This window comes from Massilia sp. BAP21 (assembly GCF_057801335.1).
The window spans coordinates 2,720,546-2,742,564 of the sequence record NZ_CM173596.1 but is presented as its reverse complement, the minus strand read 5'-3'; the positions used below and the strand labels follow the sequence as shown (position 1 = coordinate 2,742,564).

The window sequence follows — 22,019 nt, the reverse complement described above, 5'->3', positions numbered from 1 at the left end:
CGGGCACCTCGCTTTTCCATCAAGCAAGCACCCTGCCGGTGCTTCACTGCTGCTGAAGAGAACGCCATCCCTCGGGCGCCAGGCCGCAAAAAGCGGCAATCCTGTCGACCGTTTCCCCGACCATGTAGCCACTCAGTCCCGCACCGAAGCGGAAGGCGCCGCTGTCGGTGCCGATTTCGATCGGCCCCGGATACATGCCGAGTGCATCCCATTTGCCCTCGGCCGACCAGGCCTGCGGCGCGGGCAGCGCGCGCACCGAGCGGATGCTCCCGGCCGCCACCACGAGCATGCCATCGGGAACGTCGCCTCCTTTGTAGATGCAGAGCGCATCGCGGAACACGAAGCTGCGGTACAGCATGGCCAGCACCAGCAAACACATCACGGCCAGCACCACCAGCGGCAGCCAGGACACGTCGTCCGGCGCGCGGCGCAGGTTCCTGAACGTGGCAGGCAGCAGGAACAGCAGCAGGAAAGCGCCCACCAGCACCGGCAACAGCCGTTTCTGGGTCGGACAAACGATGCGCAGCACGGCGTCGCCGGCCGGCGGGTGTTCATTGGCTGTTGCTGAAGGCAGGTCCGGCATCGCGACTCCTGGTGTGGAAACGGATGAGTATATCGCCAAGTCCGCCGGGCATTACCGGCCGCGGCTGGCGCATAATGGCCTTTTCCAAGCGGAGGACACATGCCTGCCCAGCTCGACACCAGCGTCATCGACTCCTGGCACCGGAATACCGATCCCTGGGTCGCGGCGGTACGCAATGGCGAAATCGAAAGCCGCACCCTGGTCACGAATGCGGCCATCGTCGACACGGTGCGTGCCCATGCGCCGCAGACCGCCGTCGATCTCGGCTGCGGCGAAGGCTGGCTGGTGCGGGCGCTGCCGGAAGTGAGGATGATCGGCGTGGATGCGATTGCCGGCCTGGTGGAGACGGCGCGGGCGGCCGGCGGCGGGGAATTCCGCTGCCTGTCCTACGAACGGATCGCGCAGGGCGAACTGCAGCTGGGCGCCGATCTCGCGGTCTGCAATTTTTCGCTGATCGGAAAAGAAGCGGTGGAAGGCTTGTTCCGCGCCGCGCCCTCCTACCTGCGCCGCGGCGGGCACCTGGTGGTGCAGACCATGCATCCGCTGCTGGCCTGCGGCGAGCAGGCGTATGCCGATGGCTGGCGCGAGGGCAGCTGGGCCGGTTTTAACAGCGGTTTCCAGGATGCGCCGCCCTGGTATTTCCGCACCCTCTCAAACTGGATCGCGCTCTTCGAAAACAATGGCTTGCGTATCCGCGAAATGCGCGAACCGCTGCACCCGCAGAGCGGCAAGCCGGCGTCGCTGATCCTGGTCGGCCAGCTGCCGGAATAAATCAGGCGACAAACTTCAGGCCAGTTTCAGCCAGCCGCGCCGGCGGAAGTACCACAGCGGCGCAATCGCGCTGGCGATCATCATGCCGATGGCAAAGGGATAGCCATAGGTCCAGTCCAGCTCCGGGAACCATTTATGGAAGTTCATCCCGTAGATGCTGGCGATCAGGGTCGGCGGCAGGAAAGCCACCGAGGCCACCGAGAAGATCTTGATGATCTTGTTCTGGTTAATGTTGATGAAGCCGACGGTGGCGTCCATCAGGAAGTTCACCTTGTCGAACAGGAAGGACGTGTGGCCGTCCAGCGATTCGATGTCGCGCAAAATCTGGCGCGCATCGTCGAATTGCTCGGCATTCAGCAGGCGTCCGCGCATCAGGAAACTCACCGCGCGGCGCGTATCCATCATGTTGCGGCGGATGCGGCCATTCAAGTCTTCCTCGTGCGCGATGGCATTCAGCGCGGCAGCCGCGTCCTGGTCGGTGAATTCCTTTTGCAGCACGCGCTGGCTGACTTCTTCCAGGCTTTCGTAGATGCCCTCCAACGCATCGGCCGAATACTCGGCATCGGTCGCGTACAAGTCGAGCAGCACGTCCATATAGTCGCCGATCGAACCGGGACGCGAACGCGCGCGCATGCGCACCAGGCGAAATACCGGCAAATCGTCGGAGTGCATCGAGAACAGCATCTTGCCCGACAGGATAAAGGCGACGGTGACCACGCGCGAGGGGCCGTCTTCTTCCTCGAGCAGGAAATCGGTGCGCAGGTGCAAATCGCCGTTTTCGGCTTCGTAATAACGGGCCGAGGCCTCGATGTCCGACACTTCGTCTTCGCCCGGCAGCGAGACGCCGTAGATGGCCTTGACCCAGGCACGCTCGTCGTCGTCCGGATCGGTAAGATCGACCCAGACAGGCGTGGCATTCTCCAGGTCCGCGCGCGACGCGATCGGGACCTGGTTCAGACGGCCATTTTGTAGGACAAATACGTTGATCATGCGCGCTTTCTCGGCCGGAATCAAAACTGACGCAAGTGTACTCGTTCACCCCGTGCGCGGCCACCCCGAAACAACGGTTTTGCCCCGTCTTCGGCGTTTTTTCAACGAATTAAATGTTGGATTCAGGGCAACTCTGCCGCACCCATCCGACGCTGGATCAGGCTGGTCCTCTTGACCAGGTAATTGGTGCTGCGGTGGCGGTCGTAATAGCGGGGATTCGGCAGCATCACGGCCAGGCGCGCGGCCTGGGCCGGGGCGAGATTGGCCGCCGGGGTGCGGAAGTAATAGCGCGCCGCCGCTTCGGCGCCGAACACGCCGCGGCCGAATTCGACCACGTTCAAATACACTTCCAGGATGCGGCGCTTGCTCATCACCGACTCCAGCATGAAGGCGATGATCATTTCCTGGCCCTTGCGCAGATAGCTGCGCGAACCCGACAGGAACAGGTTTTTCGCCAGTTGCTGGGTAATCGTCGAGCCGCCGCCGACCACCTTGTGCTTGCGGTTGTTCTTGTTATACGCCTTTTCCAGCGCCTCGAAATCCACGCCAGGATGATCGGCGAAATTCGCGTCTTCGGACGCCACCACCGCGCGCTTCAGGTTATTCGAAATGCGGTCGTAGGGCACCCATTGGTGTTTCAGTTCCGCATTCGGATTCTTTTCGCGCAATTCCGAGAGTTGCTGGCGCATGAAACTGGTCGAGCTTGGGTTGAACCAGACAAACCAGCACACTTGCACGAAGAAATACAGTTGCAGCAGGATGAAAGCCAGGATCGGGCCGAGAAATATCCATTTGATCCAGCGGCGCTTATTCGACGCGCCCGACGCGCCGCCCGCATTGCCTTTTTTCGCCATCGTTTTAATTATGTTCTGAGTGTGGTCAGGAGTTCGCGGGTGTCCGGACGTACGCCGCGCCAGATCGTGAATGCTTCGGCGGCCTGCTCGACCAGCATGCCGAAGCCGTCGCGCGTGGTGGCGCCCTGTTTCGCGGCAAACACCATGAAGGGCGTTGGCGCGTCGCCGTACATCATGTCCAGCGCCAGCGTCTCCTTCGTAAAGGCCGACGCCGGAACCGGCGGCATTTCCTGCGCCAGGCTGGCCGAGGTGGCGTTCACCACGATATCGAAGCTGCCTTCGATTGCACCGAAGTCGACGGCCTTGACCTGCGTGACCTGGTCCTGGAAGTCGGCCACCAGGGCGTCGGCGGTTTTCCGGGTACGGTTGGCCACCACGATGGCGGCCGGTCCCTGTTGCAGGAACGGCAGCATCACGCCGCGCGCCGCGCCGCCCGCGCCCAGCAGCAGGATGCGCTTGCCCGCCAGCGCCACGCCGGCATTGCGCACGATGTCGGCCACCAGGCCGGGGCCGTCGGTGTTGTCGCCGACGATCTCGCCGTCGATGAAGCTGAGGGTATTCACGGCGCCGGCGGCGCGCGCCCGCTCTTCCAGGCGCGTGGCCAGGCTTGCCGCTTCCAGCTTGAAGGGCACGGTGACGTTCGCGCCCTTGTAGCCCTTGCCGATCAGGTCGCGCACGACGTCGACAAAGGCGTCGAGCGGCGCCAGGCGGCGGCCGTAGTCGATGTGCTGCCCGGTCTGCGCGGCAAAGGCGGCGTGGATCTGCGGCGACCTGCTGTGCGCGACCGGGTTGCCGATCACGCAATATTTATCGGAAGGGGTGTCCATCATGACTGCTCCTGCAATTCGGCCTTCATTTTTTCCTCGCGGGTGAAGGTAAAGCGGGTGATCACGATCCACAAGTCATCCTTGCCGACCGAGCGCATGTTCTGGGGGAAGCTGCCGAAGGGCGCGGCGCGGCGCACGATCTCGAGCGCCGCCTTGTCCAGCGCCGGGTCGCCGGAACTGCGCTCGACGCGCGGCCCGCCCTCCTTCTGGTACAGGCTGCCATCCTGGTAGACGGGAATCGACACCACCAGCTCGCCGTACAGCTTGCGCCCGTTCTGCTGGGGGAAGTTCAGCGTGCCGATTTCCTCCACGCGCTTCTGCATCGCCTTGTAATACAGCGCGTAGCCCACCTGGCGCGTGCTCGGCGAAATGTGGGTGCGCTTCGGACGGCGGTTCTGGTCTTCGATGGTCTGCGTGATCTCGGCCGTCATGCGCGCGATCTGGCGCGTGGTGTCGATTTCGTCCTGGCCGGTGCGGGTAGGATCGGGCTTGTCCTTGTCGCGCACCGGGGCGGCGTTGAAGTCCGACGTTTTCACGCGCGTGAGCACGTTTTGCTGGAGCTGTTCGAGCTCGGCGATGCGGCGCTGCAGGGCCTTGATGCTGTCGCCGTTGTCGATGCGGCGCAGGTCGGGCAGCGGCGACCTGGCGCGGCCGCTGTCGGCCGTGCCGCCGCCTTCCAGGTTGGCCTGGGCCAGGGCGTCGGCTTTTGCCGGGGCATTGGCGTGGCGGGCGTTGACGAGGATGACTTCCAGGCCGGGATCGGCCGGCTGCATGCGGAACACTTCAGGCGCGGCAAAACGGATCGCCAGCAAGAGCGCATGCGCGGCCACCGAAGCGGCCAGGGCGATCATCAAGGGACGGTTTTCTCGGGAATACTTCACGCGTGCGCGCCGGACGGCAGTTGAATCTGGGAATCCAAGCATTCTACAGCGGAGGAAGTCGCTGCGGGCGGTTGGTGGCCGCGGGGCAACAGTTGAGTGCACAGAACCTCAAGCGTACGGTGGGCACTCCGTGCCCACGCGGTTACGGGCGTGTCCTTTTGGCTGCGTGCTGCGGCTTTCCAACACGTGACTTGGGCAGGATGGCACTGCTACTTCGGGTTTCGACGTGCTCGAATAATCTGTTCTTGCGGTCTCGATTTTTTATATGGCGCAAGATGATGTGGGGCCGCGTGGTTGCCGCTTCATCACCGCGTGGGCACGAGTGCCCACCCTACGAAAGACCGCATCACGGTTTCTTTGGGCAATCCAGCTTCAGCGCCACGCCATCTTTCTCGGCAAAATACTCGACGCATTCCGCCCCATCGCGGTAGATCGTGCGCATCCCGAACGAGGACGCGTAATCGGCCTCGTTAAAGCTCACCGAGCCATCGTGATCGAAGTCGATGGCCTCATATGCCAGCGGCGAGCGGTACACCATCCAGGCGAACACGGCCCAATAGGCCAGCACGATCACGGCTGTCACGATGACGATGGTGCGTATCGACCTGCTGCTCATGATGGAATGGTGTCCGCCTCTGATGAATTATTGCGCGCCGGCTGCTGGCGTAGCGTCGTCGGTGCTGACGGCCGCTACCGCGCCTTCGGCTTCGACCACTTCTTCCACGGCAGCTTCGCCGGTATCGGCCACCTCGCCCTCTTCCTCATCGAAGGCCAGCTCCTCGCTCGGCGCGGCCTGGGCCACTTCGAGCAGGCGTGCTTCCAGCGAGAGGTCGACTTCGTCCCAGCGCACGATGTCGAGTTTCACTTGGGCGCCGCGCGCCACCGGCGGCATGCCCGGCAGGCGGATCACCAGCGGCACCTCGGTCAGGCGCAGCACGTCTTCCTTCAACACGACCGCCTCGGTCTGCTTGACCTGCTCCTGGCCCAGCCAGCGCAGGCACCAATAGCGTTCCATGGTCTGCTGGAAATCGTTGTAGGCCGAGTAGGCGGCGTCGAAGGCCGAGACGATCGAGAACAGGGTCGCGTCGCGTGGCTTGAACGGGGCGACCAGCGGCGCGGTTACGCCATGCTCGGCGCAGGCGATGATCTGCCACTGGTTCACCAGGTCGGTATAGCGGCGCAGCGGCGAGGTGCTCCAGGCATATTGATCAACGCCCAGGCCCTGGTGCGGCGCGGCGTGCGTGACCATGCGCACCTGCATCTTGGCGGCCCAGCCGGCGCCGCTGCCGGCGCCCTGCGAACGGTAGATGCCCGGCACGCCCGAGTCGTGCAGCAGCTTGCCCCAGGTGCTGTTGGCAAAGATCATCAGCTCGGCGACGATCTTGTCGAGCGGCGCGCCACGCTTGCGGCGCACGATCGAGACGACGTCATCCTCGACATAGAAATTGAAGTCGACGCGGTTGGCCTGCTCCGGCTTCAGGCCAAATGCTTCGCGTTTCAGCATGCGGCCCGCTTCCAGTTTCAATGCCCACTTCCACAGCAGCGCCAGCTCCGCCTTGTGCGGATACTCGCCGGCGCCGCTTTCCAGCGTTTCTTCGTTGACCAGCTCGTCCAGGTCGTTGTGGCGCAGGTTGTTCTTGATCGGCACCAGCTCGGCGCGGGTACTTGTTGACACTGTCGACCAGTCGGCGGGGTTCAGGGTCGCGTACAGCGACAATGCCGGGCAGGTCGTGCCCTCGGCCAGGGTAAAGGCGTTCACCACTTCGTCCGGCAGCATGGTGATCTTGTCGCCCGGCATGTACACGGTGGACATACGGCTGCGCGCGATCTTGTCGATCTCGTCGTCCGGCTTGATCGCCAGGCCAGGCGCGGCGATGTGGATGCCGACGCGCACGTTGCCGTCTTCCAGCTGCTCGACCGAGAAGGCATCGTCGATCTCGGTGGTGGTGACGTCGTCGATCGAGAAGGCGGCCACGTTCGCCGTCGGCAGGTTTGCCGGCGCATTCGGCACGGGCACGGCCGGGAAACCGGCGCCGCGCGGGAAGTTCTCGAACAGGAAGCGGCCCATGTGCAGCTCTTTCGGCGAGGCGATGCCGCCGGCTTTCAGCATCAGGCGCGGGGCCGAGGTCTGCAGTTCGCTGGCGGCCGTTTCCATGGCCTTGTATTCGATGGTGTTGCGGTCCGGCTTGAACAGCAGCTGGTGCACCATGGGCTGCAGCGCGGCCGGCAGCTTGCCCGCCTTCAGTTCCTCGACGTAGCCGGCCTGGATCAGGGCCTGCTGCTTTTTCTTTTCGATGCCGGCCTGGGCCGCGCGCAGCGATTGCTCGGGCGCCGCCTTGTAGCGGCCACGGCCTTTTTTATAGAAGTAAATTGGCGCATTGTGCAGGGCCAGCACCAGGCCGGCGGCCTCGGCCGGCAGCGGCGCATGGCCGAAGTACTCGGCGCCGAGCTCGGCAAAGCCGAACTCTTCCTGGCCAGCGACTTCCCACAGGAATTCCAGGTCGACATCGGCGGCGATGCCCTTGGCGGCCTCGAGCAGCGCAGCAGGGTCGGGTTTCTCGAACTGGAGCAGCACGTCCTTGGCTTTCACCTTTGATCGTTTGCCGCTCGACAGTTCTACCTGGTATGCCTCGCCTGCCTGGGACAACACCGAGCCGACCTTGAAGTCGCCCGATTCTTCAAAAAATACATTCATGTTTCGTTTCGCGTTATAGGTGTTGCGCCCAGATCGAGTACCGCCGGCAAGAATACCTCGGTGACCATCAGCAGGCCTTGATGGCGGCGATAGACACAGCGCCGCGCATAAAATTCGTTTCCTTGCAGATCGCCACCGAGGGCGGACCACAGCCGCTCGACTAGCGGGTGGCCCCTGCGCAGCCGTGCAAATTCCAGTGCCCCGCGTCGTACCCGCGGGTCGTAAAACAGGGTCGTGCCGAGCGAGCGTTCGCCCAGCGCCGAAAACAGCGGCCAGTCGGTGGCCGTGGCCGACATCGGCACCACCGTGTGGCCGAACACCGCCGGCGCACCGTCGCAGCACAGCAAGACCTCGCGCTCCCACACCCGCTCGCGGCGCGCCAGGCCGATCGGCCCCGCCTCTTCCAGCGCGCACAACGCCGCGTGCTGGTGCAGGCGTTTTACGCGAAAGCTGTCGCTACTGCCCACCAGGCGCGCGGTCAGCGAACCCTTCGTCGTCAGCCAGTCGCGCATGGCAGGCGGCGCGTGCACGGCGCCAACATGGCGATGCCATTTCGCCTGGCGCAAGGAGTTGCCGCGCACTAGTTGTTGCCTGCCTGCTTCCAGTCGACATCCGGCTGGCAGAACGCCAATACCTCGTCCACATACTGCGGGAATGCCGAAATCGCGTGGTCGCTGCCCTCGATCACGTGCTGGCGCGCGCCGGCGTAGTGCGCCACCATGTCGCGGTAATCCAGTACTTCGTCGCCGGTTGCCGCGACCAGGAAATAGCGCTCCGGACGAGTAATCTGCGCGACCTTCAGCTCGGCCAGCTCGTCAATATACTCGCGGCGAAACTCGAACGGCTCGCTTGAATGCCAGTTGGTGGTCACGCCGACGTGCTTTTCCAGGTTCCTCAACGGATCGACGGCAGGATTTAACAGCACTGCGCGCACGCCCAGGCGCTCGGCCAGCCAGGTGGCGTAGAAGCCGCCCAGCGACGAGCCGACAATCGCCAGGTTCTCTGGCGCGTGCCGTTCGGCCAGCAGCAGGGCCAGTTCCATCGCCGCTTTCGGCGAGGCCGGCAGCTGCGGGCAGATCAGGTCGTTCGCGCGGCCGGCCGCCGTCATGCGCTCCTGCACCACGCGCGCCTTGAACGAGCGCGGCGAGGAGCGAAAGCCGTGCAAGTACAAGATCATTTCGCCAGCGCCTCGAGCAGCTTCTGGTGCACGCCGCCGAAGCCGCCGTTGCTCATCACCAGGATGTGGTCGCCCGGCTGGGCGGCCTGGATGATCGCTTGCACCATGTAGTCGATCTGGTCGAAGCTGTGGGCAATCGTGCCCAGCGGCTTCAGGGCGTCGGCCAGCGACCAGCCCAGCGCCTGCTGGCTGCCGAAGCCAAACACCAGGTCGGCATCCTTCAAACTGCCCGGCAATGCGTCCTTCATGGCGCCCAGTTTCATGGTGTTCGAGCGCGGTTCCAGCACGGCCAGGATGCGGCCATTGGTCCCGATGCGCTGGCGCAGGCCGCCCACGGTGGTGGCGATCGCGGTTGGGTGGTGCGCAAAGTCATCGTACACGGTGACATCGTTCACCACGCCGCGCACTTCCATGCGGCGCTTGACGCTCTGGAAGCGCGACAGCGAATCGACCGCCTGCGCCACCGGCACGCCCACGTGGCGGGCGGCGGCAATCGCGGCCAACGCGTTCGAGCGGTTGTGCTTGCCGGTCAGTTCCCAGTGGACCGTGCCCTGGTTCTCGCCATTGAACAGTACGTCGAAGCTGGCGCCGCCCGGATGCTCGACCATGGCCCAGTTCACGCCATCGGAACTGCCAAAGGTTTCCTTGTCGCTCCAGCAGCCGCGCTTGATCACGCGCGCCAGCGAGGCTTCGTCGCCGTTCACCACCAGGCGGCCGATGCCCGGCACGGTGCGCACCAGGTGGTGGAACTGGGTTTCGATGGCGCCGATGTCGGGGAAGATGTCGGCGTGGTCGAATTCCAGGTTGTTCAGCACGGCGGTTTTCGCGTGGTAGTGCACGAACTTGGAACGCTTGTCGAAGAAGGCGGTGTCGTATTCGTCGGCCTCGATCACGAAGAAGTCGCTGTCGGCTTCGCCCGACAGGCGTGCCGAAATGCCGAAGTTCATCGGCACGCCGCCGATCAGGAAGCCCGGCGAATAGCCCGCGTCTTCCAGGATCCAGGCCAGCATCGACGAGGTCGTGGTCTTGCCGTGGGTACCGGCCACGGCCAGCACCCATTTATTACGCAAAATGTGTTCGCCAATCCACTGCGGGCCAGACATGTACGGCAGGCCGCGGTTCAGGATTTCCTCGATCAGTGGGTTCCCGCGCGTCATCACGTTGCCGACCACGTACAGGTCTGGCTCCAGCGACACCTGCTCCGGCCCGTAACCCTGGATCAGTTCGATGCCCTGGGCTTCGAGCTGGGTGCTCATCGGTGGATAGACGTTGGCGTCGCAACCGGTAACGCGGTGGCCGGCCTCCTTGGCCAGCACCGCCAGGCCACCCATGAAGGTGCCGCAAATGCCGAGGATATGAATGTGCATGGTCGTGGGTATGAAAGCGAATACAGGATTCTAACCGACGCGATGCCATTTTTCGTTCAAGAGTATGATCGTCCTCATGATGCCAAGCCAGAACAATGACCTATTCCAGCTGCGCCTGGAGATTGCCGCCACAGCGGCGCGCATGATCGCCCAAGACGGCGCCGATTACGCCACCGCCCGCCGCAAGGCCGCACGGCAAGTGCTGGGCGTGGACCAGCCGGCCCCGAACCTGATGCCCGACAACTTGCAGATCGAGGACGAGGTGCGCAAGTACCAGGCCCTGTTCGGCGGCAGCGCCCAGGCCGCGCGCCTGCTGCATCTGCGCCAGACGGCCCTGCAGGTCATGGACGCGCTGGCCGCGTTCAATCCCTATCTCACCGGCGCGGTGCTGAACGGCACCGCCGGCGAGCACGACGACATCCATTTGCAATTGTTTGCCGACAGCGCCAAGGAAGTCGAGATCTTCCTGCTGGGCCGCAACGTGAATATCGATATCTCGGAAACGCCCCACTTCAAGGGCGCACGCCACGATCCGGTTGAAACGGTGAGCTTCCTGTGGCATAAGGAAGCCGTCCACGCTGAGCTATATGAATTTCATGACTTGCGTGGCGCACTCAAGCCGCGCGCCGATGGCCGCCTGCAGCGTGTCGACGCGGCCGGCCTGCGCGCCTTGATGACGACCGACCAATCTCTGGAACAGGACGAATGAATAAAAAGAAGTTGGCAGCACTCGCGGCCGTGGCCGTGGTCTTTGGCGCGCTCGGCGCTTTCCTCGGGTACAAGACCCAGCCGCAACCGGCGGCGCCCGCATCGTCACCAATGACGACCGCCATGGCCCCGACCGGCGGCGCGGCCCACACGGCCTCCACTAATCTATATGCGCAATCGCTGAACGACCTGAACGGCCAGCCGCAGTCGCTGGAAAAATGGAAGGGCAAGCCGGTACTGGTGAACTTCTGGGCCACCTGGTGCGGCCCCTGCGTGCAGGAAATGCCGGAACTGTCGGCACTGGCGAACGAAGAAAACGGCAAACGGTATAACGTGATCGGCATCGGCATCGATTCGCCTTCGGCCATGAGCGAGTTCGCCGCCAAGCACAAGATTCAGTATCCGCTGTACGTGGGCGGCATGGGCGGCACGGAACTGTCGCGCGGTTTCGGCAATGCGCAGGGCGGCCTGCCCTTCACGGTGCTGATCGGCGCCGACGGCCAGGTGAAAAAGACTTACTTGGGCAAGCTCAAGTTCGACGAGCTGAAGGCGGACCTGGCGGCCCTGTAAGGCGGCACCGCGGGGCTGGCGAACGGTCGTTCTATTCCGAACGCCGCCCAAGTCGCCCTTATCCGCATAGAATTTTATTGCTTGCCAATACCCCTTGTTGGCGGCAAAATGCGTCACTTTCGAGCATAGACTCTACAAAAACATGGCGAAAAAGCTACTGCTGCTCAACGGTCCCAACCTGAATCTACTGGGGACCCGGGAGCCTGCGGTGTACGGCGCGGCAACGCTGGCCGACATCGAAAGCGCGGCAACGGCCCAGGCCGAAGCCGCGGGTGGATCGCTTTCCTGCTTTCAAAGCAACCACGAAGGTGCGCTGATCGACCGCATCCACGCTGCCCGTACCGAGGGCGTGGAGGCCATCGTCATCAATCCTGGCGGACTGACCCACACGAGCGTGGCCCTGCGCGATGCGCTGGCCGCGGTGGCGATTCCGTTTATTGAGGTACATATCTCAAATATTTACCAGCGTGAAGAATTCCGTCATTTCTCGTACCTGTCGGCGATCGCCCGCGGAACGATCAGCGGCCTGGGTGTGGACGGATATCGGTTTGCCATCGACTTTGCGCTTAAATAGCGTTAATCTACGCCAACTTCATGCATCATGCGCGGATGCGCCCTCTTTTTGGCGCTTCGCTTACTCTTAAAACACAAATAATTCCAAGGGGTTCTACATGGATCTTCGTAAACTCAAGACTTTGATCGACCTCGTCGCCGAATCGGACATCGCTGAACTCGAAGTGACCGAAGGCGAAAGCAAGGTCCGCATCGTCAAGTCGTCCGCAATGCCCCAAGGCCAGATGGTCATGATGCCGTCCGCCGGCGTGCAGCAGTTCTCGGCGCCGGCTGCCCCTGCCGCAGCGCCTGCCCCGGCCGCTCCGGCAGCACCTGCCGTTGCTGCCGAAACCGGTCACGTGGTCAAGTCGCCGATGGTCGGCACGTTCTACCGTTCGTCGGCGCCAGGTGCACCGGCCTTCGTGGAAGTGGGCGCCAACATCAAGGAAGGCGATACCCTCTGCATCATCGAAGCGATGAAGCTGCTGAACGAAATCGACGCTGACGTGTCGGGCGTTGTAACCAAGATCCTGGTGGAAAATGGCCAGCCGGTCGAATTCGGCCAGCCGCTGTTCGTGATCGGCTAAGGTCAAACCGAGCCCCGCCGGCCGTGATGTCTACGCGGCCTCTTGATCCGAACCCAGGCCGGCGCCCGACGCCGGCTTCTCTCATCTACCCAAGCTAACCATGTTTGAAAAAATCCTCATCGCCAACCGTGGTGAAATCGCGCTGCGTATCCAGCGCGCCTGCCGCGAAATGGGCATCAAGACGGTGGTCGTTCACTCCGAGGCGGACAAGGACGCCAAGTACGTGAAGCTGGCCGACGAGTCCGTCTGCATCGGTCCGGCGCAATCGTCGCTGAGCTACCTGAACATGCCGGCCATCATCAGCGCCGCCGAAGTGACCGACGCCGAAGCAATCCACCCCGGCTATGGCTTCCTGTCGGAAAACGCCGACTTCGCCGAGCGCGTGGAAAAATCGGGCTTCGTCTTCATCGGCCCGCGTTCCGATTCGATCCGCTTGATGGGCGACAAGGTCTCGGCCAAGCAGGCCATGATCCGCGCCGGCGTGCCTTGCGTGCCAGGCTCGGACGGCGCCCTGTCGGATGACCCGAAAGAGATCATCCAGACCGCGCGCAAGGTCGGTTACCCGGTCATCATCAAGGCGGCCGGTGGCGGTGGCGGTCGCGGCATGCGCGTCGTCCACACCGAAGCGGCCCTGCTGAACGCCGTGGCGATGACCAAGACCGAAGCCGGCACCGCCTTCGGCAATCCGGAAGTCTACATGGAGAAGTACCTGGAAAATCCGCGCCACGTGGAAATCCAGGTGCTGGCCGACGAGCACAAGCAAGCCGTCTGGCTGGGCGAACGCGACTGCTCGATGCAGCGCCGCCACCAGAAGGTGATCGAGGAAGCACCGGCGCCGGGCATCCCGCGCAAGCTGATCGAAAAGATCGGCGACCGCTGCGCCGAAGCCTGCCGCAAGATCGGCTACCGCGGCGCCGGCACCTTCGAATTCCTGTACGAAAACGGCGAGTTCTACTTCATCGAGATGAATACCCGCGTGCAGGTCGAACACCCGGTCACCGAAATGATCACCGGCATCGACATCGTGCAGGAACAGATCCGCATCGCCTGCGGCGAAAAACTGCGTTTCCGCCAGCGCGACATCATGCTGGCCGGCCACGCCATCGAATGCCGCATCAATGCCGAAGACCCGTTCAAATTCACGCCGTCGCCGGGCCGCATCACCGGCTGGCACCCGCCGGGCGGTCCTGGCATCCGTGTCGATTCGCACTCGTATGCGGGCTACTATGTGCCACCTCATTACGACTCGATGATCGGCAAGGTAATTTCCTACGGTGCTACCCGGGAGCAAGCCATCCGCCGCATGCAGATCGCGCTCTCCGAAATGGTGGTCGAGGGTATCCTCACCAACATCCAGCTGCACCGCGAACTGATGGTCGACGCCCGCTTCATCGAAGGCGGCACCAACATCCATTACCTGGAACAAAAGCTGGCAAACCGCCCCGACACGAAAGTGGTCGTGGCCCCAGAGAACAAGGCTGACGCATGAGCTGGACTGAAGTCGTCATCGAAATCGCACGCGAGCACGCCGAAGCCCTGTCCGACGCGCTGATGGAAGCGGGCGCCCTGTCGGTGTCCGTGGAAGACGCCGACGAAGGCACCGACCAGGAGAATCCCCTGTTCGGCGAGCCGGGCATGGAACCGACCGAGACCGCCTGGGACCACAGCCGCGTGGTCGCCCTGACCGACACCGATGCGGACCAGGCCGCCATCGTGGCCGAAGCCGCTGCCGCGATCAAGCTGGCCGACGTGCCGGCCTTCACCACGCGCGACGTGGCGGACGCCGACTGGGTGCGCCTGACCCAATCGCAGTTCGAACCCATCCACATCGGCAAGAACATCTGGGTCGTGCCGAGCTGGCACGAGGCGCCGAACCCGGACGCCCTGATCCTGGAACTCGATCCGGGCCTGGCCTTCGGCACCGGCAGCCATCCGACCACCCGCCTGTGCATGGAGTGGCTGGAAGCGCACCCGGCGCCGGGCAAATCGGTGCTGGACTACGGCTGCGGCTCGGGCATCCTGGCGATGGTGGCCAAGAAGCTCGGTTCCGGCGACGTGGCCGGCGTCGACATCGATCCGCAAGCGATCGAATCGGCGCGCGCCAACGCCGAGCGCAACAACTGCGAGATCGACTTCTACGTGCCGGACGAACTGGCCTTGGCGCCGAACGCGCGTCATGCCAGCGGCAAGTTCGACATCGTGGTCGCCAACATCCTGTCGAGCCCATTGAAGCTGATGGCGCCGATGCTGTCGGGCCGCGTGGCGCCCGGCGGTTCGCTGATCCTGTCGGGCGTGCTGGCGCGCCAGGCCGAGGAAGTGGCCGCCGCCTACGCACCTTTCATCAAGCTGGGCGTCTGGGCCGAGCAGGACGGCTGGGTTGCCTTGCACGGCACGCTCGGCCAGGACACGGTTCCGCCCGCGCGTTCCGCCACCGCCTAAGGAGAGCCCAGGCATGGCGCTCGCCACACAATGCCCCCACTGCGGCACCATGTTCCGGGTCGCCTCGGACCAGCTCAAACTACGTGGGGGCATCGTGCGCTGCGGCGCCTGCCAGGAAATCTTCGACGGCAGCGCCTCGCTGGTCGACCTCGATGCGTTGCCGCGTGCGCCGGCAGCGCCGACGTTGCCTGCCGTGGCCGAAGCGCCTGCGGCGCCCGGTATCTCCGCTGCACCTGAAGCACCTGCCGACGCTCACATCGCTGCTGTACCTGAAGCCTTGGCCAAGGTCGCTGCCGCTTCTGAAGCACTAGCTGAAGCAGAAGCCGCACCTGACGCTCCGGCCGACGTGCTGGCTGAGGCCATGCCGGAACCCAAACTGGCCGAGCAGCCGGCAGCGGACACCGCAGCCGATCCCGTTTCCATCGCCGTCGTCGACGCAGAAGCGCCTGCCGCGCCTGCAGGCGACGCCGCACCGAACTTCGACGACCAGCCGGTCTACACGCTCGACTTCGGCCATACCTTCGGCCCGTTCGGCATCCTGCCCAAGGTCGCTGCGCCGGAAGAGAACACCCCTGTCACACCCGAAGCGAAGGCCTTGTCGGCAGACGCGCCGGTAACGAAGGTGACGGTCGTCGAACCGCCTGCGCCAGCCGACGTCGATTCGGTGACGCAAGCCGATTTCGACAGCACCGCAGCGAGCGACACCGCAGCAAGCGACACTACATCGGGCGACACCGCCCAGGTGCTCACGCCGCCGGCCTTTGCGCCGGCGACCGAGATCGCCTTCCCGCCCTCGGGCCGCATCGAGCCGACCTTTGGCCTGCCGGTGGACGAGGAAATCGTCGCCACCGCCCTGCCCGGCCACGAGGACGAGCACAGGCACGAACCAGCGGCGGCATCGGACGCATCGCCGGCGCGTGCGGCCGACGCGCCGGCGATGCTGCCGCTGCGCGAAGCGGCGGGCGCCATCGTCCACGGTGCGGCGCCGGCCCCAAGCGCGCCGCCGGTGGCCCGTACGCCCTCGGCAAAGCGCGCCGAAAAGGCCGCCGCCCGCCGCTCGCGCCTGACCCCGACGAAAATCGACGCGCCGCCGAAAATCCGCGTGCCGGAAAGCGACGAACCCGAATTCGTGAGGCGCAGCCGCCAGCAGGAACAAAGCGGGCGCACGCGCAAGATCGCCATGCTGGCCGGCTCGATCGTGCTGCTGCTGGTCCTGCTTGCCCAGGGCGCCTTCACCTTCCGCAATGCGCTGGCCGCGCGCTACCCGGGCGCAAAACCAGCGTTGGAATCAGGCTGCGCCCTGCTCGGCTGCCGCGTCGAGCTGCCGGCCCAGGTCGACAACCTCGTCATCGACACCGGCGAACTGACCACCCTCGGCGGCGGCGCCTATGCGTTCACCACCCAATTGCGCAACCAGGGCGCCGTGCCGCAGGCCTGGCCCAGCCTCGAGCTGTCGCTGACCGACGCCAACGACAAGCCGCTGGTGCGCCGCGTCTTCGCGCCGCGCGACTACCTGGCGGCAGGCACGCCGGCAGCGAACGGCCTGGCCCCGCGCGTCGAGCAAGCGATCACGCTCCACTTCCGCGTGGACGACCTTCAACCTTCCGGCTACCACATCGCCGTTTTTTATCCCTGAGCGAACATGACCCACCCTACCCTGATCTGCGGATCGCTGGCATTCGACAAGATCATGCAGTACCACGGCCGCTTCGGCGACACCCTGCTGGCCGACCAGCTGCACCGCGTGAACGTGTCGTTCCTGGTGCCGACCCTGCGCACCGAATACGGCGGCTGCTCGGCGAACATCGCCTACAACCTGAACATGCTGGGCGGCGACCCGCTGATCATGGCCACCATCGGCCAGGACGGCGCCGACTACCTCGAGCGCCTGCGTAACTTCGGCATCAAGACGCGCGCCATCAAGACCATCGGCGACGCCTACACCGCGCAGTGCTTCGTCACTGCCGACCAGGACAACAACCAGATCAACGCCTTCCACCCGGGCGCCATGCAGTTCTCGCACGAGAACAACGTGGCCGACTGCGGCCCGCTGCGCGTGGCGATCATCGCCCCGGACGGCCGCGACGGCATGCTGAAACACGCGCGCGACTGCGCCGCCCAGGGCATCCCCTTCATGTTCGACCCGGGCCAGCAGCTGCCGATGTTCAGCGGCGAAGAACTGCTGACCTTCATCGACCAGGCCACCTACCTGGCGGCCAACGACTACGAGTTCGAGATGATCGTCGACCGCACCGGCCTGACGCTGGAACAGATCGCCTCGCGCCTGGACGCCCTGGTCATCACCCGCGGCGAAAAGGGTTCCGAAATCTACGCCGGCGGCGAGCGCTACGACATTCCGGTGGTCCCGGCCGCCAGCATCGTCGACCCGACCGGTTGCGGCGACGCCTACCGCGCCGGCCTCCTGTATGGCATCGCGCAAGGCTATGACTGGAAAACCACCGGCCGCCTCGCCAGCCTGCTCGGCTCGATCAAGATCGGCCACCAGGGCGGCCAGAACCACAAATTCACCCCAAGCGAAATCGCCGACAAGTTCGAAGCCGCCTTCGGCTACCGCTTCAAGTAAAGGCGCGCTGGCCGCACGCGCGGCCCGCGATACGGCTGCGACCCGGATCGGCCTCTGGCTTATGGTATGGCCTGCGGCTCGCCCCGTAAGGTGGGCACCCCGTGCCCACGCGGTTACGTGCTCCGATGACGGCCACGTTCGTGGAGGCATGGCCCCCACCCTCAAGCCAGGCCACGAACAACAAAAAAATGGGCAGCTCCAGGCTGCCCATTTTCACATCCAACGCCCGCGCCTCAATACGGCCCCGGCAACACCATCCTCAACAAATACAAGGCAATCTGCAACAGCAGCACCGCCACCAGCACCGACAAATCCAGCCCCCCAATCGGCGGCACCACGCGCCGGATCGGCCGCAGCAGCGGATCGTTCAGCGCATGCACGAACGGCGCCAGCGGCGCATGGGGATTCACCCAGCTGAAGATCGCCTCGATGATCAACAGCGCCACGAAGCCGTAGATGATCCACTTCACGAAGCGCGCCAGCGCCCACAGGAAGACCTGCTCGCCGCCAGCTCCTGCCAGGAAGTAGATCGAGGTCGCCAGCAGCACCACGATGAAGGCGCCGATCAGGCTCGCCCAATCGTAGCCGCCCGCCCCCGGCACCACGCGGCGCAGGGGCTTGACCAGCCAGTCGCTCAGCGTGAACGTGAACTGCGCCACGGATGCAGGTGGACGGACCCGGATGGCCTGCATCCAGAAACGCAGGAGCAGGACCGCGCCCAGCACGGTGGCAGCGGTGTCGACGATCAACTGAAGAATGGGCAGCACATGGACTCCTTAAAATAAAAAAATACCGCTGTGCGAACATATCACACAGCGGTATTTTGCCCCAAGCGGGCGTGGGCTGTCGTTACGGACGGCTGCTGGTCGGGAACGGCCATGCCGCTGCCGGCGCCAGCGTGGTCTTCGCGGCAGGAGCCGGTGCGGCCGGCTTGTTCTCGCCACCTGCTTCTTTCGAAGCTTGCTTGGCGGCTGGCTGCGCTTCCGACTTGGTGTCGGCGGCCTTGGCGGCTGCTTTCTTCGCAGCTGGCTTCTTGGCCGCTGGCTTGGCTTCCGCTTTCACAGCTGGCTTGGCTTCGGCTTTCGCTTCCGGCTTGGCTTCGGCCTTCACTTCAGGCGTGGCTTCGGCTTTGGCTTCCGGCTGGGCTTCAGCCTTGGCTGCCGGTGCGGCTGGCTTCGCTTCGGCCTTCGCTGCCGGCTTGGCTTCGGCCGACTTCGTACCGACTGCACGCTTGACTGCCGGGTTTGCAGCCAGGGTCGCTTCCGACTTGGCCGGTGCTGCAGGCGAGTCTTCGGCTTTTACCGTCGAACGCGCTGCCGGCTTGGCTGCTGGCTTGGTGGCGGCGGCCTTCGGCGCTTTTGCTGCGGTCTTGGTAGCGGCGGCTTTCACCGGAGCGGCTTGCGCTGCGGTCTTGGTGGCGGCGGCTTTCACCGGAGCGGCTTGCGCTGCAGTCTTGGTCGCTGCGGCTTTGGCCGGAGCCTTGGCTGCGGTCTTGGTGGCGGCGGCTTTCACCGGAGCGGCTTTCGCTGCGGTCTTGGTCGCTGCGGCTTTGGCCGGAGCCTTGGCTGCGGTCTTGGTGGCGGCGGCCTTCACCGGAGCGGCTTTCGCTGCGGTCTTGGTCGCTGCGGCTTTGGCCGGAGCCTTGGCTGCAGTCTTGGTCGCTGCGGCTTTCACTGGAGCCTTTGCTGCGGTCTTGGTCGCTGCCTTGGCCGGAGCTTTGGTCGCGGTCTTGGCCGACGACTTGGCTGCAGTTTTGGTCGCGGCCTTTGCTGGCGCTTTAGCTGCGGTCTTGGCCGACGACTTGGCTGCAGTTTTGGTCGCGGCCTTCGCTGGCGCTTTAGCTGCGGTCTTGGCCGACGACTTGGCTGCGGTCTTGGTCGCTGCCTTGGCTGGCGCTTTGGCTGCGGTCTTGGTCGCTGCCTTGGCCGGAGCCTTGGTGGCGGTCTTGGCCGACGACTTGGCTGCGGTTTTGGTCGCCGCCTTGGCTGGCGCTTTAGCTGCGGTCTTGGTCGCTGCCTTGGCCGGAGCCTTGGTAGCGGTCTTGGCCGACGACTTGGCTACAGTCTTGGCCGACGACTTGGCTGCAGTCTTGGTCGCTGCCTTCGCTGGCGCTTTAGCTGCGGTCTTGGTCGCTGCCTTAGCCGGAGCCTTGGTAGCGGTCTTGGTTGCTGCTGCTTTAGCCGGCGCCTTGGCTGCGGTCTTGGTCGCTGCTGCTTTAGCCGGCGACTTGGTTGCGGTCTTGGTCGCTGCTGCTTTAGCCGGCGCCTTGGTTGCGGTCTTGGCCGCTGCCTTGGCTGGCGACTTTGCTGCAGTCTTGGTGGCGGTCTTCGCCGGAGTTGCAGCCTTCTTCGCTGCTGGCTTGGCGGCCGGTTTCGCCGCAGCTTTTGCAGCCGGTTTCGCGGCTGGCTTCGCAGCAGCTTTCTTTGCTGCCGGCTTGGCAGCTGGTTTCGCCGCAGCTTTGGCCGCTGGCTTCGCAGCTGGCTTCGCTGCCGGTTTGGCCGCAGCTTTTGCAGCCGGCTTGGCCGCTGCCTTTGCTGCTGGTTTCTCTGCTGCGGCAGCTTTTGCGGCCGGCTTGGCGGCAGTCTTGCCTGCCGGTTTTGCTGCTGGTTTCTTAGTGGCTGTTGCCATTTTTGTTCTCCTTCTCTGCGATGAGAAAATACGCTACAAGGTTGAAATCCGTCCGACCGCCTGCTGCATCGGGCGAATTATTCATCGGCACAAACCAATCGGTTACTGCCAATGAATACGGCACCAGCTGAACTGCTGCAACTCCTCACAATTGCAGCGCTTCAGCCAACGACGTTGGAACACCCACATTTCCAGTACTTCCACATCGCAACCCCTGCGGGCGCGAAAAGAAAAAGCCGCCATGCCTGATGTCGATCAGGCAGTGCGGCTTGTTCTTTTCGCTAAGCTTAAGTGCATACTGAACGTATCAGCGTCCCAATATTCGATCGGTTTTGTTTGCCAGCGAGCATGCAAAAAAATCCATGTTCACGTTTTGACAAATTCAATCACGTAAAGTACACGAAAACCTTGTCAGTGCGCAACCCGCGCACAGACATTTCACTCTATTGGACCGCGCCGCAACGCATCGAGCTTCAAACGGCGCCTTATTTCATCGGCAAATCTCGCAAAACAGTTTTCGCCCGACCCGCGCACGATTGAATTGCGCAAACGCAGAAAAGATAAAAAAAGCCCGGCGATTTCTCGTCGGGCTTTCGGGCTTTGCGTCAAATGCGACAGCGGATCAATCCCAGTTCAGCGCACCGCCGGTCTGGTACTCGGTCACGCGCGTCTCGAAGAAGTTACGCTCTTTCTTCAGGTCGATCATCTCGCTCATCCACGGGAACGGATTCTCTTCGTTCGGGAACAGCGCATCGAGGCCGATCTGCACGGCGCGGCGGTTCGCGATGAAGCGCAGGTAACCCTTGAACATCGGTGCGTTCAGGCCCAGCACGCCGCGCGGCATGGTGTCTTCGGCGTAGCGGTATTCGAGTTCGACAGCCTGCAGGAACAGGGCTTTCAGCTCGTCGCGGAAGGCCGGGGTCCACAGCTGCGGGTTTTCCATCTTGATCGTGTTGATCAGGTCGATGCCGAAGTTCACGTGCATCGACTCGTCGCGCAGGATGTACTGGTACTGCTCGGCGGCGCCGGTCATCTTGTTCTGGCGGCCCAGCGCCAGGATCTGGGTGAAGCCGACGTAGAAGAACAGGCCTTCCATCAGGCAGGCGAAGACGATGATCGACTTCAGCAGCTGCTGGTCCGCTTCCAGGGTGCCGGTCTTGAATTCCGGGTCGGTCAGCACGTTGATGAACGGGATCAGGAACTGGTCCTTGTCGTGGATCGACGCGATCTCGTTGTAGGCGTTGAAGATCTCCTGCTCGTCCAGGCCGAGCGACTCGACGATGTACTGGTAGGCGTGGGTGTGGATCGCCTCTTCGAAGGCCTGGCGCAGCAGGTACTGGCGGCATTCCGGCGCGGTGATGTGACGGTAGGTGCCCAGCACGATGTTGTTCGCGGCCAGCGAGTCGGCGGTGGTGAAGAAGCCCAGGTTACGCTTGACCAGGCGGCGCTCGTCTTCGGACAGGCCGTTCGGGTTCTTCCACAGCTCGATGTCGCGCTGCATGTTCACTTCCTGCGGCATCCAGTGGTTCGCGCAGCCGGCCAGGTACTTGTCCCATGCCCACTTGTACTTGAACGGCACCAGCTGGTTGACGTCGGTCTGGCCGTTGATGATGCGCTTGTCGTCGGCGTTCACGCGCTTGGCGACTTCGGCGGCAGGTGCGCCTTCGGTATTGCCGGCGAGCGGTGCGCGCGAAGCTGGCGCGCTGGTTGGTTCATCGTCCCATGACAACATGATTTGTTTCCTTTGAATTCTTGACGTGGCAGCGCCCGGCGCGAAGCCGGGCGCGCAATTTACTGATTAACGCT

At 63.9% G+C, this 22,019-nt stretch carries 23 protein-coding genes; 10 read left to right on the top strand and 13 right to left on the bottom strand.

The features are described 5' to 3' along the window. Positions 1–43 precede the first annotated feature (43 nt). Entirely contained in the window at positions 44–583 is a 540-nt protein-coding gene (locus ACWYRN_RS12140) for a hypothetical protein (protein ID WP_488692643.1), read from the bottom strand. 99 nt (positions 584–682) lie between these two features. Between ACWYRN_RS12140 and ACWYRN_RS12135 the strand changes: the two genes are divergently transcribed. Further along, entirely contained in the window at positions 683–1,354 is a 672-nt protein-coding gene (locus ACWYRN_RS12135) for a methyltransferase domain-containing protein (RefSeq protein ID WP_488692642.1), read from the top strand. 15 nt (positions 1,355–1,369) lie between these two features. Here the strand turns inward: ACWYRN_RS12135 and corA are convergent, their stop codons facing one another. The 9 genes from corA to mpl all read right to left on the bottom strand — a co-directional run bounded on the left by corA (position 1,370) and on the right by mpl (position 10,145). Further along, positions 1,370–2,344, bottom strand: coding sequence for a magnesium/cobalt transporter CorA (gene corA / locus ACWYRN_RS12130; protein ID WP_229437314.1), 975 nt, complete (start codon positions 2,342–2,344; stop codon positions 1,370–1,372). 122 nt (positions 2,345–2,466) lie between these two features. Next, positions 2,467–3,198, bottom strand: coding sequence for a monofunctional biosynthetic peptidoglycan transglycosylase (gene mtgA / locus ACWYRN_RS12125; protein WP_488692641.1), 732 nt, complete (start codon positions 3,196–3,198; stop codon positions 2,467–2,469). 8 nt (positions 3,199–3,206) lie between these two features. Beyond that, positions 3,207–4,025 (bottom strand): shikimate dehydrogenase, encoded by an 819-nt coding sequence (gene aroE, locus ACWYRN_RS12120; RefSeq protein WP_488692808.1) that lies wholly within the window; start codon positions 4,023–4,025, stop codon positions 3,207–3,209. Next, positions 4,025–4,876, bottom strand: coding sequence for an energy transducer TonB family protein (locus ACWYRN_RS12115; RefSeq protein ID WP_488692807.1), 852 nt, complete (start codon positions 4,874–4,876; stop codon positions 4,025–4,027). The genes aroE and ACWYRN_RS12115 overlap by 1 nt, the downstream gene beginning before the upstream one ends. Positions 4,877–5,252: 376 nt before the next feature. Further along, positions 5,253–5,522, bottom strand: coding sequence for a hypothetical protein (locus tag ACWYRN_RS12110; protein WP_488692640.1), 270 nt, complete (start codon positions 5,520–5,522; stop codon positions 5,253–5,255). Between the two features lie 27 nt (positions 5,523–5,549). After that, complete coding sequence (locus tag ACWYRN_RS12105) at positions 5,550–7,601, bottom strand: ribonuclease catalytic domain-containing protein (RefSeq protein ID WP_488692639.1); 2,052 nt, start codon at positions 7,599–7,601, stop codon at positions 5,550–5,552. Beyond that, positions 7,598–8,113, bottom strand: a complete 516-nt coding sequence (locus ACWYRN_RS12100; RefSeq protein WP_488692638.1) for a chorismate--pyruvate lyase family protein — start codon at positions 8,111–8,113, stop codon at positions 7,598–7,600. The genes ACWYRN_RS12105 and ACWYRN_RS12100 overlap by 4 nt, the downstream gene beginning before the upstream one ends. A gap of 68 nt (positions 8,114–8,181) precedes the next feature. Further along, entirely contained in the window at positions 8,182–8,778 is a 597-nt protein-coding gene (locus ACWYRN_RS12095) for a YqiA/YcfP family alpha/beta fold hydrolase (protein ID WP_488692637.1), read from the bottom strand. Beyond that, a complete protein-coding gene (gene mpl / locus ACWYRN_RS12090) occupies positions 8,775–10,145 on the bottom strand; it encodes a UDP-N-acetylmuramate:L-alanyl-gamma-D-glutamyl-meso-diaminopimelate ligase (protein ID WP_488692636.1) in 1,371 nt (456 codons plus the stop codon). Before mpl ends, ACWYRN_RS12095 begins: the two co-directional genes overlap by 4 nt. Positions 10,146–10,221: 76 nt before the next feature. On the opposite strand from mpl, the gene ACWYRN_RS12085 reads away from it, so the two are divergent. From ACWYRN_RS12085 to ACWYRN_RS12050, 8 genes are all read left to right on the top strand, one after another. Further along, positions 10,222–10,854, top strand: coding sequence for a hypothetical protein (locus tag ACWYRN_RS12085; RefSeq protein ID WP_488692635.1), 633 nt, complete (start codon positions 10,222–10,224; stop codon positions 10,852–10,854). Further along, entirely contained in the window at positions 10,851–11,423 is a 573-nt protein-coding gene (locus ACWYRN_RS12080; RefSeq protein ID WP_229437321.1) for a TlpA disulfide reductase family protein, read from the top strand. The genes ACWYRN_RS12085 and ACWYRN_RS12080 overlap by 4 nt, the downstream gene beginning before the upstream one ends. A 142-nt stretch (positions 11,424–11,565) precedes the next feature. After that, the gene (gene aroQ, locus ACWYRN_RS12075) at positions 11,566–11,997 is read left to right on the top strand and encodes a type II 3-dehydroquinate dehydratase (protein ID WP_229437322.1); all 432 of its coding nucleotides are present in this window, start codon (positions 11,566–11,568) and stop codon (positions 11,995–11,997) included. A gap of 97 nt (positions 11,998–12,094) precedes the next feature. After that, the gene (accB, locus tag ACWYRN_RS12070; RefSeq protein WP_229437323.1) at positions 12,095–12,562 is read left to right on the top strand and encodes an acetyl-CoA carboxylase biotin carboxyl carrier protein; all 468 of its coding nucleotides are present in this window, start codon (positions 12,095–12,097) and stop codon (positions 12,560–12,562) included. A gap of 100 nt (positions 12,563–12,662) precedes the next feature. Next, a complete protein-coding gene (gene accC / locus ACWYRN_RS12065) occupies positions 12,663–14,051 on the top strand; it encodes an acetyl-CoA carboxylase biotin carboxylase subunit (RefSeq protein ID WP_229437324.1) in 1,389 nt (462 codons plus the stop codon). Further along, positions 14,048–15,001: a 50S ribosomal protein L11 methyltransferase gene (prmA, locus tag ACWYRN_RS12060; RefSeq protein WP_488692634.1), complete on the top strand. Its 954-nt coding sequence runs from the start codon at positions 14,048–14,050 to the stop codon at positions 14,999–15,001. The genes accC and prmA overlap by 4 nt, the downstream gene beginning before the upstream one ends. A 13-nt stretch (positions 15,002–15,014) precedes the next feature. Further along, the gene (locus tag ACWYRN_RS12055; protein ID WP_488692633.1) at positions 15,015–16,637 is read left to right on the top strand and encodes a zinc-ribbon and DUF3426 domain-containing protein; all 1,623 of its coding nucleotides are present in this window, start codon (positions 15,015–15,017) and stop codon (positions 16,635–16,637) included. 6 nt (positions 16,638–16,643) lie between these two features. Further along, entirely contained in the window at positions 16,644–17,585 is a 942-nt protein-coding gene (locus tag ACWYRN_RS12050) for a carbohydrate kinase family protein (protein ID WP_488692632.1), read from the top strand. A gap of 233 nt (positions 17,586–17,818) precedes the next feature. On the opposite strand, the gene ACWYRN_RS12045 is transcribed toward ACWYRN_RS12050, so the two are convergent. Next, the gene (locus ACWYRN_RS12045; RefSeq protein WP_229437328.1) at positions 17,819–18,352 is read right to left on the bottom strand and encodes a YggT family protein; all 534 of its coding nucleotides are present in this window, start codon (positions 18,350–18,352) and stop codon (positions 17,819–17,821) included. Positions 18,353–18,434: 82 nt separating this feature from the next. Next, positions 18,435–19,259 carry a hypothetical protein gene (locus ACWYRN_RS12040; RefSeq protein WP_488692631.1) on the bottom strand — a complete coding sequence of 275 codons (825 nt, stop codon included), beginning with the start codon at positions 19,257–19,259 and terminating at the stop codon, positions 18,435–18,437. A 55-nt stretch (positions 19,260–19,314) separates the two neighbouring features. On the opposite strand from ACWYRN_RS12040, the gene ACWYRN_RS12035 reads away from it, so the two are divergent. Next, the gene (locus ACWYRN_RS12035; RefSeq protein WP_488692630.1) at positions 19,315–20,328 is read left to right on the top strand and encodes a hypothetical protein; all 1,014 of its coding nucleotides are present in this window, start codon (positions 19,315–19,317) and stop codon (positions 20,326–20,328) included. Between the two features lie 507 nt (positions 20,329–20,835). On the opposite strand, the gene ACWYRN_RS12030 is transcribed toward ACWYRN_RS12035, so the two are convergent. Then, positions 20,836–21,945, bottom strand: coding sequence for a ribonucleotide-diphosphate reductase subunit beta (locus tag ACWYRN_RS12030; protein WP_229437335.1), 1,110 nt, complete (start codon positions 21,943–21,945; stop codon positions 20,836–20,838). Positions 21,946–22,019: the final 74 nt, after the last annotated feature.